General features: G+C 72.2%; 13 protein-coding genes and 1 pseudogene. 6 read left to right on the plus strand and 8 right to left on the minus strand.

Going from position 1 to position 13,626, the window contains the following annotated elements; translation table 11 throughout:
* Nucleotides 1-30: 30 nt before the first annotated feature.
* The 3 genes from AC3ENQ_RS01620 to AC3ENQ_RS01630 are packed head-to-tail and all read right to left on the minus strand — an operon-like array spanning nucleotide 31 to nucleotide 1,777.
* Nucleotides 31-669 carry a class I SAM-dependent methyltransferase gene (locus tag AC3ENQ_RS01620; RefSeq protein ID WP_431801045.1) on the minus strand — a complete coding sequence of 213 codons (639 nt, stop codon included), beginning with the start codon at nucleotides 667-669 and terminating at the stop codon, nucleotides 31-33.
* Nucleotides 663-809 (minus strand): hypothetical protein, encoded by a 147-nt coding sequence (locus tag AC3ENQ_RS01625; RefSeq protein WP_431801047.1) that lies wholly within the window; start codon nucleotides 807-809, stop codon nucleotides 663-665. The genes AC3ENQ_RS01620 and AC3ENQ_RS01625 overlap by 7 nt, the downstream gene beginning before the upstream one ends.
* A gap of 35 nt (nucleotides 810-844) precedes the next feature.
* Entirely contained in the window at nucleotides 845-1,777 is a 933-nt protein-coding gene (locus AC3ENQ_RS01630) for a LysR family transcriptional regulator (protein ID WP_431801049.1), read from the minus strand.
* A gap of 79 nt (nucleotides 1,778-1,856) precedes the next feature.
* On the opposite strand from AC3ENQ_RS01630, the gene AC3ENQ_RS01635 reads away from it, so the two are divergent.
* The 6 genes and pseudogenes from AC3ENQ_RS01635 to AC3ENQ_RS01660 all read left to right on the plus strand — a co-directional run bounded on the left by AC3ENQ_RS01635 (nucleotide 1,857) and on the right by AC3ENQ_RS01660 (nucleotide 7,827).
* On the plus strand, nucleotides 1,857-2,912 hold the full coding sequence (locus AC3ENQ_RS01635) for an aminotransferase class V-fold PLP-dependent enzyme (protein ID WP_431801050.1): 1,056 nt from the start codon (nucleotides 1,857-1,859) through the stop codon (nucleotides 2,910-2,912).
* A 51-nt stretch (nucleotides 2,913-2,963) separates the two neighbouring features.
* Entirely contained in the window at nucleotides 2,964-4,241 is a 1,278-nt protein-coding gene (locus AC3ENQ_RS01640) for an HNH endonuclease signature motif containing protein (protein WP_431801052.1), read from the plus strand.
* Between the two features lie 15 nt (nucleotides 4,242-4,256).
* A pseudogene (locus tag AC3ENQ_RS01645) lies at nucleotides 4,257-4,406 on the plus strand (SDR family oxidoreductase); the annotation flags it as partial.
* Nucleotides 4,407-4,541: 135 nt separating this feature from the next.
* Nucleotides 4,542-6,116 carry an N-acyl-D-amino-acid deacylase family protein gene (locus tag AC3ENQ_RS01650; RefSeq protein ID WP_431801054.1) on the plus strand — a complete coding sequence of 525 codons (1,575 nt, stop codon included), beginning with the start codon at nucleotides 4,542-4,544 and terminating at the stop codon, nucleotides 6,114-6,116.
* Nucleotides 6,117-6,139: 23 nt separating this feature from the next.
* Complete coding sequence (locus AC3ENQ_RS01655; RefSeq protein ID WP_431801056.1) at nucleotides 6,140-6,550, plus strand: RidA family protein; 411 nt, start codon at nucleotides 6,140-6,142, stop codon at nucleotides 6,548-6,550.
* A gap of 2 nt (nucleotides 6,551-6,552) precedes the next feature.
* On the plus strand, nucleotides 6,553-7,827 hold the full coding sequence (locus tag AC3ENQ_RS01660; protein ID WP_431801058.1) for a type III PLP-dependent enzyme domain-containing protein: 1,275 nt from the start codon (nucleotides 6,553-6,555) through the stop codon (nucleotides 7,825-7,827).
* A 23-nt stretch (nucleotides 7,828-7,850) separates the two neighbouring features.
* Here the strand turns inward: AC3ENQ_RS01660 and AC3ENQ_RS01665 are convergent, their stop codons facing one another.
* Genes AC3ENQ_RS01665 through AC3ENQ_RS01685 form a run of 5 tightly spaced genes read right to left on the minus strand, consistent with a single transcriptional unit; the run spans nucleotide 7,851 to nucleotide 13,605 of the window.
* Nucleotides 7,851-9,089, minus strand: coding sequence for an MFS transporter (locus AC3ENQ_RS01665; RefSeq protein WP_431801060.1), 1,239 nt, complete (start codon nucleotides 9,087-9,089; stop codon nucleotides 7,851-7,853).
* Complete coding sequence (locus tag AC3ENQ_RS01670; protein WP_431801062.1) at nucleotides 9,086-9,853, minus strand: fumarylacetoacetate hydrolase family protein; 768 nt, start codon at nucleotides 9,851-9,853, stop codon at nucleotides 9,086-9,088. Before AC3ENQ_RS01670 ends, AC3ENQ_RS01665 begins: the two co-directional genes overlap by 4 nt.
* A 1-nt stretch (nucleotide 9,854) precedes the next feature.
* Nucleotides 9,855-10,958, minus strand: a complete 1,104-nt coding sequence (locus tag AC3ENQ_RS01675; protein WP_431801064.1) for a branched-chain amino acid aminotransferase — start codon at nucleotides 10,956-10,958, stop codon at nucleotides 9,855-9,857.
* 33 nt (nucleotides 10,959-10,991) lie between these two features.
* The gene (locus AC3ENQ_RS01680) at nucleotides 10,992-12,044 is read right to left on the minus strand and encodes a 3-isopropylmalate dehydrogenase (protein ID WP_431801065.1); all 1,053 of its coding nucleotides are present in this window, start codon (nucleotides 12,042-12,044) and stop codon (nucleotides 10,992-10,994) included.
* Entirely contained in the window at nucleotides 12,007-13,605 is a 1,599-nt protein-coding gene (locus tag AC3ENQ_RS01685) for an MFS transporter (RefSeq protein WP_431801067.1), read from the minus strand. The genes AC3ENQ_RS01680 and AC3ENQ_RS01685 overlap by 38 nt, the downstream gene beginning before the upstream one ends.
* Between the last annotated feature and the right edge of the window lie 21 nt (nucleotides 13,606-13,626).

Consider the following 13,626-nt stretch of genomic DNA (forward strand, 5'->3'; position numbering starts at 1 on the left):
CGGGGCGCGGCGATGTCGATGCGCGCGTGTTCACCGTGTGCCGATCGCGAGGATCGCGTCGTGCGGAAGGGCGAGAAGGCCGGATGCCTCGACGCGCGCGTCGGTCTCGCGCTCGAACGCGGCGCGCATGCGCTCCTGCGCGGCGGGGTCGACGCGCCGGTAGAGGTTGCCGATCGTCGCGATGCCGCCCTCGACCGCGTGCCACAGGACGCCGGGCGCGACCTCCCACATCCACGCGGGCCTGGTCGTCTGCACGTCTGTGAGCGATGCCGCGGCGAGGAGCGCCGCGAGGCCCTCCTCCGTCCGCGGGAAGTCGTGCTCGGGAGGCAGCGCGTTCGCGAAGGGCGGCGCGCCCGCGGCACCCGCCATCGCCTCCCAGACGGGACGGAGGGGGCTCGCGCCGGTCGGCCAGATCGTGACCGCGACCACACCGCCCGCCCGCGTCACGCGGGCGAGTTCCCGCACCGAGGCGCGCGGGTCGGCGACGTGGTTCACGACGAAGTTCGCCGCGACGACGTCGAACGAGCCGTCGTCGTATGGGAGGTGCGGTACCGATGCCGCCGCGACCTCGAGGTCGGGATGGGCGGCGCGCAGGACCGCGCGCATGGATGCCTCGGGCTCCGTGGCCCGCACGTCGTAGCCGCGGGCACGCGCCGCGTCGGTCAGCACGCCGGATCCGGCGCCGACATCGAGGAACGCTCCCCCGGCGACGCGCGCGCGACGGCATCCAGAAGCGGCGCGACCGCGCCCGCCGTCAGCTGCGCGAACGACACGGCGTACGCCTGGCCCGTCCCATCCCATTCCGACACGGGCTGAGACTATCGGGAGGGACTATCGGGGCGGACTATCGGGATGCCGCGAGCACCGCCCCGAGCGCGTCGAGCGCCGCGCCCAGCGACGGCACGCGCTCCGCGCCCTGCGCCGTGACGACGTGGAGGCGTCGGGCCTCGGCGGCGGGGAGCGGTGCGGTGACGATGCCGGGCAGCAGCGGGAACGACTCCACCGCCATGCGCGGCAGCGTCGCGACGCCGATGCCCTGAGCGACGAGACCCTCGACGGCGGCGACGTTGTCGGTCTCGAAGCCGATGCGCGGGGCGAATCCCGCGCGTTCGCAGAGCTCTAGGAGGTGTCCGCGGCAGCGCGGGCAGCCGGCGATCCAGGTTTCGTCCGCCAGCTCGGCGAGATCGCCCACCGCCCCGTGCCCGCTCGGGAGGACGAGCATGAGGTCGTCGCGACCGGCACTGCGCACCGAGAGACCGCGTGCGCTCGACCGGTGCGGGTCGTCGCGGTCACCGGGGTAGCTGAAGGTCAGGGCGATGTCTGCGCGGTCCTCGCGGATCGCCTCGACGGCCTCGGGCGGCTCGGCCTCGACGAAGGTCAGCGTCAGCCCAGGATGAGAGGCCGCGAGGGCGGCGATCAGGCGCGGCACGATCACGGGAGACGCGGACGGGAACGCGACGAGGCGCACGACGCCCGTCCGCAGGCCCCGCAGCTGCGCGAGCTCCTCCGCCGCCGCGTCGACCGCGAGCGCGACGGTCGGAGCGTGCTTCGCGAGCACGCGCCCCGCTTCGGTCAAGCGCACGCCGCGCCCGACGCGCTCGACGACGGCCACACCGAGACGCTGCTCGAGCCGCCGCACGTGCTGACTGATCGCGGGCTGGCTGTAGCCGAGGCTGTCGGCAGCGCCCGTGATGGACCCCGTGTCGGCGATCGCGCGGACGATGCGGAGGCTCTGCAGGTCGAGATCGAGAGGGAGGTCGTGCGAGGCATCCGGCATCCATTCATCATCGCACCGCATGTGTTTCATGCGATACCTGCCGTAGACGTATGAGTGTCCATCAGCGACCGTGGATGCCGTGATCACCACCCTCGCCCCCGATCCCCTGCTCGACCTCCGCGCCGAGTTCGCGGACGCGGCCGGCTACCTCGCCGCCTGCACGGTCGGTCTGCCGATGGCTGGCACGCGCGCCGCGGTCGCCGCGGACCTGGCCGGTCGCCCGGACGTCACGGCGTACTCGCGCGCCGTCGAGGCGTCGCGCGCGTCCTTCGCGTCGCTCGTCGGCGTCGACGCCGCGCGTGTCGCGATCGGGTCGCAGACCTCCGTGCAGGTCGGTCTGCTCGCGGCGGCGCTTCCCGACGGCTCCGAAGTGCTCGTGCCCGAGGACGAGTTCTCGTCGCTCGTGCTGCCGTTCGTGCACGCGGGACGCGGCATCCGGGTGCGGACCGCTCCCCTCGCTTCGCTCGCAGCAGCCGTGACCCCCGACACCGCACTCGTGGCGTTCTCGCTCGTACAGTCGGGGTCGGGAGAGGTCGCCCACCTGGGCGCGATCTGCGCGGCGGCCGCCCGCGTCGGGGCGCGCACGGTGTGCGATGCGACGCAGGCCGTCGGTTGGATGCCGGTGGATGCCACGCGCGTCGACGCGCTGCTCTGCCACGCGTACAAGTGGCTGTGCTGCCCGCGCGGGGTCGCGTTCCTGACCCTCCGCGAGGACTACGCCCGATCGCTCCGCCCCGTGCAGGCCGGCTGGTACGCGGGCGATGACCCCTGGTCGTCGTGCTACGGCGGCGACGCCGACCTCGCGGGGTGCGCGCGCCGCTTCGACGTGTCACCGGCCTGGCAGGCGTTCGTCGGGGCGCGGCCGGCGCTCGCGGCGTTCGCCGCCGCCGACCTCCACACGGTGCACGCGCACGTGACGGAGCTCGCGGCATCCTTCCGCGCCCGCCTGGGCCTTCCCGTCCCCGCGCTGCCGAGCGCGATCGTGACCTGGCCGGATGCCTCGGGCTGCGACCTCGCGCGCCTCACCGCGGCGGGAATCGTCGCGTCGGGGCGCAACGGGCGCGCACGGGTGGCGTTCCACGTCTTCAACGACGCGGACGACGTCGACCGGGCGGCGCGAGCGCTCGGCAGTTAGGTTCCGGAGTCGCGGAAGGCGATGTCGGACCCCCCGAGTAGCGTCGGGGGTATGGATCAGGTCGAGACGGTCACCGCCGAAGAGGCGATGGGGTACGTTCTCGATGCGCTCACGCCGAGCCGCATGACCGAGAACCAGGCGGCCGCTCGCCTGGCGTCGGGCATCGCGGGCGCGCTCGATTTCGCGACGCGCAATCCGCACATCTACACGACGGACGACGGCGACGACGGAGAGCGCGCGGCCGAGCGCGCGGCGTTGCTCGAGATCACGCTGCGCCTGCGCATCGCCGAGGGCCGACTCCGCGATCTCGCGCACGTCGCTCGCACGGCCGACGCGTCGCTTCCGCTGCTGTGGCAGCGGGCACGTGACGGGTTCGCCCCGTTCGCGCTGGTCGAGGCGACGACCGACGCCCTGCTGCGGTTGCGTCCGCGATACGGCGCCGACGAGGCGGAACTCACGGCCTCGCGCGCGGCGATCGCGCTCGTCGATCAGCAGACGTCCGACTGGGTACTCTCGCTCACGGCAGGGGCGTTCCGACGGAGGCTCCGGACGCTCGTCGACCGCCTCGACCCGCACACGATGACGGAACGGCATGCCGATGCCCGCGTGAGTCGTCGGGTGATCGTCGACGACCCCGAGGACGGGATGGCGTGGGTGCACGTGCTCGTCCCCGCGATCGAGGCGATCGCGATCAAGCGGCGCCTCAGGAGCACGGCGAAGAACGTGCAGAAGGATGGGCGCGACGGGCGCTCGCGCGATCAGATCCGCGCCGACCTCGCCTCGGCGTGGCTGCGCGGCGAAGGAACGCCGGCAGCGACGAAGGTGAAGGTGTTCGTGACGGTGCCCGTGGGACTGCTCGGCGGGAGAAGGGGCGACGCGCACGGGCACTGCGCGCTGTGCGGCGGATCGGGACTCGCAGAGCACGCGCGCATCGTCGGCGGACCCGACCTCGACCCGTTCACGGCGGCACAGCTCTTCCTCGACGCCGACGCGTACCACCGGCTCATCGTCGACCCCGTACGGAGCGTGCCCGTCGACCTCGACCGTCGCAGCTATCGGCCGAGCCGCGCACAGCGCGATCTCCTGGTGCTGCGGCACGGCACGTGCGCGCGCGACGGCTGCGACCGACTCGCCGCGGACTGCGACGTCGACCACATCATCGAATGGGCGCGGGGCGGTCCGACCGACCTCCGACAGCTCCGGCCGCTCTGCCCGCCCGAACACAGCTTGCGACACGGCACGCGGATCTGGTTCCGATCGAGACCCGACGGATCGGTCGAGGTACGCACACCGACAGGCTTCGTCAGCGAGTCGCCACCTCCGTTCTGACGCGCTGTCCGCACGCGCGACGCCCTCACGGTCGCGCAGCCGCTCGGACGCCTCGGCAGGCCCGACGACATCGCTGCACTCGTGTCGTTCCTCATCTCCCCCGGAGGTCGTTGGGTGTCGGGGCAGCTGATCCACGCCGACGGCGGGTTCTCGGCCCGCTACTGAGCGCGTCCTCCGGCCCGACGGCGCGCGCCGCTCGCTAGGATCGAGGGGATCGCACGGGCGTCCCGCGTGCGATGTCCGCATCGCGGGCGAGGTGCAGCGGGACCACGCCCCGCGAAACCCTTCGAAAGCGCCGCCGTGACCTCCTCCCCCCGCCTCGTCGTCCGCGGCGGCGTGCTCGTGGACGGCACCGGCGCCGACCCGCGACCCGCCGATCTCGCGATCGAGGGCGGCCGCATCGTCGAGGCGGGGCACGTCAGCGCCGCATCCGGCGACGACATCCTCGATGCCACGGGACGGCTCGTCTTCCCGGGGCTCATCGACGCGCACTCCCACGCCGACGGAGCCGTCTTCCGGCCCGACGTGCAGCTCGCGCTCCTCCGACAGGGCGTCACGACCGTCATCGCCGGCCAAGACGGCGTGTCGTACGCTCCCGGCGACGGCGTCTGGGCATCCCGCTATTTCGCCGCGATCAACGGACCGCACCCGACCTTCCGCGGCGGGTCCGTCGCCGACCTCCTCGCGACGTACGACGATGCCACGCCCCTCGACGTCGGCTACCTCGTGCCCGCCGGCACCGTCCGGCACGCCGTCATGGGGATGGATGCCGGACGGCCGAACCGCGAACAGCTCGCCGCGATGGTCGACCTCGTCGAGGCGGGTCTGCGCGAGGGGGCGCTGGGTCTGTCGACAGGCCTCGACTACGTTCCCGGCCTCTTCGCCGACGCGACCGAGCTCGCCGCCCTGTGCGAGCCGGTCGCGGCGGCAGGCGGACTCCACGTCACGCACATGCGCGGCGGCTACGAGACGAACACCGCCGCCGGCCTCGCGGAGATCGCCGAGATCTGCCGCCGCAGCGGCGTCCGGGCGCACGTATCGCACTACCACGTAGAAGCCGCGGCCGGACGGCGGCTGCTCGACGACCTCGCCGCGACGGGCGCCGACATCAGCTTCGACATGTACCCGTACACGCGCGGGTGCACCCTCGTCGCGATGGCGCTCCTCCCGCCGGAGTACAGCGCCCACTCGGTCGATGAGGCGACCACGCTCCTCGCCGACCCCCTCGAACGTCGGCGCCTGCGCACCGGCTGGTTTCCCCTCGTCGCGCTGAAGCCGAGCCTCGGCCCGGAGTGGCCGACGATGGTCACGGTCGCCCACGCGCCCGCGACCCCCGACGCCCCGGGGCTCACGCTCGCCGCGCTCGCCGAGCGCCGCGGCGTCGACGTCGAAGACGCGACCCTCGATCTCCTGATCGAGACCCGTCTCGAGGTGAGCGCGGTGATGGCGGTGCGCGACGAGCGCCCCGTCGAGAACCTCGCGCACCTGTTCGCGCACCCCGCGCACACGGGCGGCTCGGACGGCATCTTCATCGGTGACGTTCCGCACCCACGCGCGTGGGGCACGTTCGCGCGGCTTCTCGGGACCTTCGTGCGTGAGACACGAGCCTTCTCGTGGGCCGGTGCGGCGCAGCACCTCGCCGCGCGTCCCGCCGCGCGGTTCGGACTGCACGATCGCGGCATCCTGGTCCCGGGCCGCCGCGCCGACGTCGTGCTCGTCGACCCCGACACCGTCGCCGACACCGCCACCTACGCCGAGCCGACCTCCCTCGCCGTCGGCATCGACGACGTGCTCGTCGCGGGCTTCCCCGTGCTCGCCGGCGGCGCCCTCACCGACGCCTCCCCCGGCCGGGCGGCCCGCCCCGCCCCGCTCTGACCACCCACCGAAAGGAACATCCCATGCCCCGCACCGCCGTCACCATCCCGAACGCCCCCGTCCCGGCGGGTCCCTACAGCCACGGCGTCGTCGCCGGCGGCTTCCTGTTCACCGCCGGTTTCGGTCCGCAGGACCCGGCGACCGGCCAGGTCGTTCCCGGCGGCGTCTACGAGCAGACGCAGCAGGTGCTCCGGAACATCCAGAACGTCCTCGCCACGAGCGGCGCGACGATGGACGATGTCGTCAAGGTGACGGCGCACCTCGAGCACCTCGACCGCGACTTCGCGGAGTACAACCGCGCCTACGCCGAGTTCTTCACGGCGCCCTACCCGGTGCGGACGACGGTCGGCTCGCGCCTCGCGGACATCCTTGTCGAGATCGACGTCGTCGCGAAGCTCCCCGAGCAGTCCGGCGAGACGACCACCGGCGCCTGAGCATGACCTGGCAGCGCACGCCCACCGGCCGCATCCTCCGCGCCGAGGACAAGGCGCTGCCCGCGTGGGCTGCGGGCACGGCGGCCGAGGACTTCCTCGCCCGCCGCCCGCGCCTGTCCGATCTCTGGACCCCCGCACTCGTCCTCGACGAATCGGCTCTGGCCGGGAACGTCGCGTTCCTCGCCGACTGGATCGCCGGGCGCGGCCTCGAACTCATGCCGCACGGCAAGACGACGATGGCGCCGCAGCTGTGGCGCTGGCAGCTAGATGCCGGAGCCACCGCGATCACCCTCGCGACACCTTGGCAGGTGCGGACCGCGCGCGCCGCCGGCATCCACGACATCATGCTCGCGAACCAGCTCATCGACGAGGCCGCGGCAACCGCCCTGGCCCACGACCTGCAGGAGAACGGCGGGCGCCTCTGGACGTGGGTCGACGACCCGGCCGCCGTCGACCTGCTCGCCGATGTCGCCGCGCAGCCCGAGCTCGGCGGCTACACGACGTTCGACGTGCTCGTCGAGCTCGGACGGCCCGGCGGGCGCACCGGAGCGCGGAGCGTCGACGCCGCCCTCGCCCTCGCGGCGCGCGTGCTCAACACCCCCTGCGTCCGCCTCGCCGGCGTCGCCGGGTACGAGGGCGCGATCGCCCACGGACGGTCGGACGACGCGCTGACGGATGCCGGAGAGTTCGTCCGCGACCTCGTCGCGCTGCACGAATCGCTCCTGCCCGCCTACGACGATGCCGACGACGCGATCGTGACCGCCGGGGGCAGCGCCTTCCCCGACGTCGTCGCCGACGTGCTCGCGGAGGCCGCCGCGCGGCTCCCCGGCCGGTTCGTCATCCGCTCGGGCGCATCCCTCATCCACGACGAGGGCTACTACCGGTCGGTGTCGCCCTTCGAGGGCGCCGGGCTCCGCCCCGCCGCGCGCGCCGTCGCCCGCGTGGTGTCGGCGCCCGAGCCGGGCCTCGCCCTCCTCGACGCCGGAAAGCGCGACGTGCCGTACGACCTCGATCTGCCCGTCCCGCTCGCGCTCAGCCGCTCCGGAGGCCCCTGGCAACCCCTCGAGGGCGAGATCGACGCCGTCAACGACCAGCACGCGTTCCTCCGCACGACGGACCCCGGCGCGGCCGGCCCCGCCGTCGCCGTCGGCGACCGGGTGCTTCTCGGACTCTCGCACCCGTGCACGATGTTCGACAAGTGGCGCCTCATCCCCGTGGTCGATGACCTGTCCGCAGCAGACCCCGTGGTCGTCGGGCTCGTCGAGACGCGGTTCTGACCGCCCGCTCCGCCTCGCGCGGCCTACGCCTCGCGCACGGCCAGCACCCGTGCGTACGGCGCGAGCACCGACACCGCGACGACGACGAGGAGCGCGACGAGGGCGAGTCCCCCGTAGCCGATCCACGCGAGGACGACGCCCGCGAGCACTGACCCGACGGCGGCGCTGAAGGTCATGATCGTGTCGCTGAGGCCCTGCCGTTTCGGGCGGAGCGCGGTCAGCGTGCTCTCGGTGAGAAGAGCCGCTCCCGACACCGTAGCCGCACTCCAGCCCGCTCCCAGCAGGAACAGCGCGACGAGCACCGTCCACTGCGAGTCGGGGGCGACCGCCGCGAGGACGAGGGCCGCGGCGAGCAGAGCCTGCCCGAGCAGGATCGTCGCGATGCGCCCCCACCGGTCGGCGAGCATGCCGAACAGCGGTGAGAGGCCGTACATACCGAAGACGTGCAGGGCGATCGTCGTCCCGACGACGAGTGTCACGTGGTCGGGCGCGAGATGCGCGAGGTGCACGGGCGTCATCGCCATGACGGATGCCATCACAACGTGCGACCCGGCGACGGCGAAGATCGCGTAGCGCGCCGTCAACGGGCGGTCGGTTTCGACGATGTGCTCCCGGCGCGCTTCGCCGCCCCGCGCGAGGCGCTGCGCCACGAGCAGCGGGTCGGGCCGGAGCGCGATGACGTAGAGCACGAACGCAGCGACCTGCGCCACGATCGAGTAGGCGTAGGCGCCGGTGAGCGGCGGCATGCCGATCGCCTGCCCGAGCGCCTCGCCGGGCGTCAGCAGGAGCGGCCCCAGCACACCGCCGACCGTCGTGGCCCAGACGACGACGCCGAGGTCGCGGGCGCGGCGGTTCGAGACCGCGAGGTCGGTCGCGGCGAAGCGCGACTGCAGGTTGCCCGCGTTCCCCGCCCCGATGAGGATGACGCCGACGAGGAGCAGCGGGAAGACACGCAGCGCCGCCGCCGTGATGACGACAGCGATGCCGACGAGCGCGAAGAGGTTCCCCAGCGTGAGCGCCACCCGCCGTCCGCGGCGCGCGGCGAGGCGGGCGAGCGGAATGGCGCAGAACGACGCGCCGAGCGTGACGGATGCCGTCGCGAGGCCCGACAGCGCGTCCTGCCCCGACAGGTCGGCCGCGAGCAACGCCCCGAGCGACACGGTGGCCCCGAACGCGATCCCGCCGAGCACCTGACCGGCCGCGAGCACCCCGACGGTGCGGCGTTGGAGGGCGGCGACCTCGTCGGCGGTGGTGACGCTCACGCGTCGCGGACGGTGTTGCGGAGGATGCCGAGGCCCGTGATCTCCACCTCAACCACGTCGCCGGCGACGAACGGCCCGACGCCCGCGGGCGTACCGGCGAGGATCACGTCACCTGGGAGGAGCGTGAACGCGTGCGACGCGTACGAGATGAACGACGCCACGTCGTGCACCATCTCGCCGAGCGTGCCGTCCTGGCGCACCTCATCGTTCACCCGCGTGACGATCCGTACCTCGGGTGCGGGGTCGAACTCGGTCTCGATCGCGGGTCCCAGCGGGCAGAACGTGTCGAAGCCCTTCGCGCGCGCCCACTGACCGTCGGTCTTCTGAAGATCGCGCGCCGTCACGTCGTTGCCGATGGTGTAGCCGAAGACGTAGTCCAAGGCATCCTCGGCCGAAACGTTCTTCGCGACGCGGCCGATGACGGCGGCGAGCTCGCCCTCGTAATCAGTGCGCTCCGACTCGCTGGGTCGCACGATGGCGTCACCCGGGCCGATGACCGACGTGTTGGGCTTCAGGAACATCATCGGCGCCTCGGGCACGGCGTTGCCGAGCTCGGCGGCGTGATCGCGATAGTTCCGGGCGATGCCGATGATCTTCGAGCGCGGGATGACGGGTGCGAGCAACGCGATCTCGCCGAGCGGGATGCGCTCCCCCGTCGTCTCGAATCCCGCGAACATCGGGTCGCCGGCGAGAACGACGATCTCGCCCTCGTCGACGATGCCGTAGCGGATGGCGTCCTGGTGGCTGAAGCGCGCGATCCGCATCTCACGCGTCCAGACGCACGAGCCAGCTGTGCACGTCCTCGCGGCGCCCGTACTGGATGTCGGTGAGCTCCTGGCGCAGCGACAGCGCGAGCTCTCCGAGGGGCTGCTCGTCGATGAAGTCGCGCCCCTTGAGCACGCCGATCGGCGCGACGACGGCCGCCGTACCGCAGGCGAACACCTCGACGATGTCGCCGGACGCAACGCCCAGGCGCCACTCGTCGATCGAGACGGCGCGTCCCTCGACCCGGTGCCCGCGGTCGGCCGCGAGCTGCAGGATCGAGTCGCGCGTGATGCCCTCGAGGATCGAGTCGGACTGCGGGGTCACGATCGTGCCGTCCTTGTAGACGAACACGACATTCATGCCGCCCAGTTCCTCGACGTTGCGCTCCTGGTCGAGGAAGACGACCTGATCGCACCCCTGTTCGTAGGCTTCTGCCTGCGGCAGCAGGCTGGCCGCGTAGTTGCCGCCGGTCTTCGCTGCGCCCGTGCCGCCCTTGCCTGCGCGCGCGTAGTCCTCGCTGAGCCAGATCGAGACCGGCTTCGCGCCGCCCTTGAAGTAGGCGCCGACGGGAGAGGCGATGACGTAGTAGCCGACCTTGTTCGCGGGACGGACGCCGAGGAACGCCTCCTTGGCGATCATGAACGGGCGGAGGTACAGACTCTGGTCGTCGCCGGCAGGCACCCAGGCGCCGTCGACGGCGATGAGCGCCTTCAGCGATTCGATGAAGTACTCGACGGGCAGCTCGGGCAGCGCCAGGCGGCGTGCGCTGCGCTGCAGCCGCTTGCCGTTCTCGGCGGGGCGGAACGTGTGGATCGAGCCGTCGGCGTGCCGGTAGGCCTTGATGCCCTCGAAGATCTCCTGACCGTAGTGCAGCACAGCGGCCGCCGGGTCGAGTGAGAGCGGTCCGTACGGCTGCACGCGGGGGCGATGCCAGCCTCCGCGCACCGACCAGCAGATGTCGACCATGTGGTCGGTGAACGTCGTGCCGAAGGCCGGATCGGCGAGCAGCTCGGAGCGTTCGGCATCCGTCTTCGCGGCGAGGTTCTTCGAAACGGCGAACTCCAGCGGGGCGAGTCCGGCGTCGGGGTCGTAGGTGAGGCTCATGCGTTCTCTTCTTTCGTGCGTCGCGGTGCCAGCCTATGCCTGCATGGCACGAGCGATGGCGTCGCCGACCTCGGCGGTGCTGCGGGGCGCGCTCCCCCGACCCGCGATGTCCGCTTCGACCGCGCGGGTGACGCGTCGCGCCTCGTCCTCGAGCCCGAGGTGGTCGAGCATGAGGGCGACGGAGAGGATCGCGGCCGTGGGATCGGCCTTCTGCTGCCCCGCGATATCGGGCGCCGAACCGTGCACGGGCTCGAACATCGAGGGGAACGCGCCGTCGGGATTGATGTTCCCCGAGGCGGCGAGGCCGATGCCTCCGGTGACGGCGCCGGCCAGGTCGGTGAGGATGTCGCCGAAGAGGTTGTCGGTGACGATCACATCGAAGCGGCTGGGGCTCGTGACCAGGTGGATCGTGGCCGCGTCGACGTGCATGTAGTCTACGGCGACCTCGGGGTGCTCCGATGCCACGGCGTTCACGATCCGCTGCCACATCCCGCCCGCGTGGACGAGCACGTTGGTCTTGTGCACGAGGGTCAGCTTCTTCCGCCGCCGCTCGGCCTGCGCGAAGGCGTAGCGGACGACGCGCTCGATGCCGTAGGCGGTGTTGACGCTCGTCTCGTTGGCGACCTCGTGCGGCGTGCCGGTGCGGATCGACCCGCCGTTACCGACGTAGGGGCCCTCGGTGCCTTCGCGGACGACCACGAAGTCGATCTCGCCCGGCTCCGCGAGGGGACCGGCCGCGCCCGGGTACAGCGTCGCGGGGCGGAGGTTGGCGTAGTGGTCGAGCGCGAAGCGGAGCTTCAGCAGCAGCCCTCGCTCGATGTTGGCATCCTTCAGGCGCGGGTCGCCGGGCACGCCGCCGACCGCGCCGAGGAGGATCGCATCGTGCGAGGCGATCGCCGCGAGGTCCTCGTCAGGCAGAGTGTCACCCGTGTCGAGGTAGCGCGCCGCACCGAGCGAGAAGCGCGTCTTCTCGAAGACCGTGTCGGAACCGGAAGTGACGGCATCCAGCACCTTCTCCGCCTCGGCGACGACCTCGGGGCCGATCCCGTCACCGGGTATGACTGCCAATCTGACCACGCGCGACATCGCTCTCCTTACGGTGGGGTGTGGTCTTCAGCGTAGTGGCCGCGATGACGGCGGCCACGACGACCAGACCCGCCCCGACGAGCGAGGTCACGACGACGCCCGAGTCGAACGCGTGGGCCGCCGCGAGGCGCAGTTGCGCGCCCACCTCGCCGCCGATCCGGTCGGCGATCGTCATCGCGCCGGCGAGCGTCTCGCGCGCGGCGCCGGCGAGCGTCGCGTCGAGGCCCGCCGGGAGGACGATCCCGGTGCGGAAGAGCGAGGTGAGGATGCCGCCGAGGACGGCAGTGCCGAGCACGGCGCCCAGCTCGTACGCGGTCTCGGAGACCGCGCTCGCCGCGCCCGCCTTCTCCGGCGGGGCGCTCGAGAGGATGAGGTCGTTCGACACGGTCTCGGCCGCTCCGATCCCGAGCCCGAGGAGCGCGAAGGCCGCGATGAGGAGGCCGAGGTCGGCGTCGGTGGCCGATAGCGCCACCATGATGTAGCCCGCGACGGAGAACGCGAGGGCTACCGGCACGATGATGCGTGCGTCGACGCGCGAGGCGATCGGCACGATGCCGAGACCTGCGACGATCATCGCGGCCATGCCGGGGACGAGCGCGAAGCCCGCCTCCATCGGCGACAGTCCGACGATGAGCTGCAGGTGCTGCGCGACGAAGAAGAGGAAGCCGACCAGGGCGATCACGCTCAGGAGGTTCACGAGGAGCGCTCCGGTGAACGTGCCGCGCGCGAACAGGCGCATGTCGAGCATGGGCTCGCGCAGCCGCAGCTGACGGCGCACGAACAGCGCGCCGAACGCGAGGCCGATCACGACGAGCGCCGGAACCTGCAGGCTCCAGCCGTAGACCGCGAACTCCTTGATCGCGAAGACGATCGGCACCATCGTGAGCACCGACAGCACGATGCTCTTCGGGTCGATGCGGCCCGGGTTCGGGTCGCGGCTCTCGGGCACGAGGATCGGCGCGAGGACGAGCAACGGCACGAGGACCGGCACGGCCATGAGGAAGACCGATCCCCACGAGAAGTGCTCGAGCAGGAATCCGCCGACGATGGGGCCGAGCGCGGCGCCCGCGGAGAACATCGCAGCCCAGACGGCGATGGCGATGCGGCGCTGCTCGCGGTCGGTGAAGATCGAGCGCAGGAGCGACAGCGTCGAGGGCATGAGCATGGCGCCGAAGACGCCCATCGCGGCGCGGCCGGCGATGAGCCAGCCCGCGGCCGGCGCGAATGCGGCCAGGGCCGAGACGACCGCGACCCCCGTGGCGCCGATGAGCAGCATGCGGCGGCGGCCGAACCGGTCACCGAGGGTTCCCATGGTCACCAGGAGCGCCGCGAGCACGAGCGGATACGAGTCGATGATCCAGAGCTGCTGCGCGCTCGTCGGGCCGAGGTCCGCGGCGATCTCGGGCAGCGCGAAGCTCAGCACGGTGTTGTCGACCGAGACGAGCAGCACGGGCAGCATCAGCACGACGAGCGCGGCCCAGCCGCGCCAGCCGACGCGCACGCCGTTGCCGTCGGCGATCCGGATCTGTTCCGTGAGGGTGAGTGTGTTCTGAGAAGTCATTTGTTTACCGTCTAGCCGGTA

Source organism: Microbacterium sp. bgisy203 (genome assembly GCF_057706945.1).

Coding starts and splice junctions, on each gene's coding strand:
- AC3ENQ_RS01655 (WP_431801056.1), top strand. CDS start 6,140: ATGCCCCGCACCGCCGTCACCATCCCGAACGCCCCCGTCCCGGCGGGT.
- AC3ENQ_RS01685 (WP_431801067.1), bottom strand. CDS start 13,605: ATGACTTCTCAGAACACACTCACCCTCACGGAACAGATCCGGATCGCC.
- AC3ENQ_RS01670 (WP_431801062.1), bottom strand. CDS start 9,853: ATGCGGATCGCGCGCTTCAGCCACCAGGACGCCATCCGCTACGGCATC.
- AC3ENQ_RS01675 (WP_431801064.1), bottom strand. CDS start 10,958: ATGAGCCTCACCTACGACCCCGACGCCGGACTCGCCCCGCTGGAGTTC.
- AC3ENQ_RS01630 (WP_431801049.1), bottom strand. CDS start 1,777: ATGCCGGATGCCTCGCACGACCTCCCTCTCGATCTCGACCTGCAGAGC.
- AC3ENQ_RS01640 (WP_431801052.1), top strand. CDS start 2,964: ATGGATCAGGTCGAGACGGTCACCGCCGAAGAGGCGATGGGGTACGTT.
- AC3ENQ_RS01680 (WP_431801065.1), bottom strand. CDS start 12,044: ATGTCGCGCGTGGTCAGATTGGCAGTCATACCCGGTGACGGGATCGGC.
- AC3ENQ_RS01660 (WP_431801058.1), top strand. CDS start 6,553: ATGACCTGGCAGCGCACGCCCACCGGCCGCATCCTCCGCGCCGAGGAC.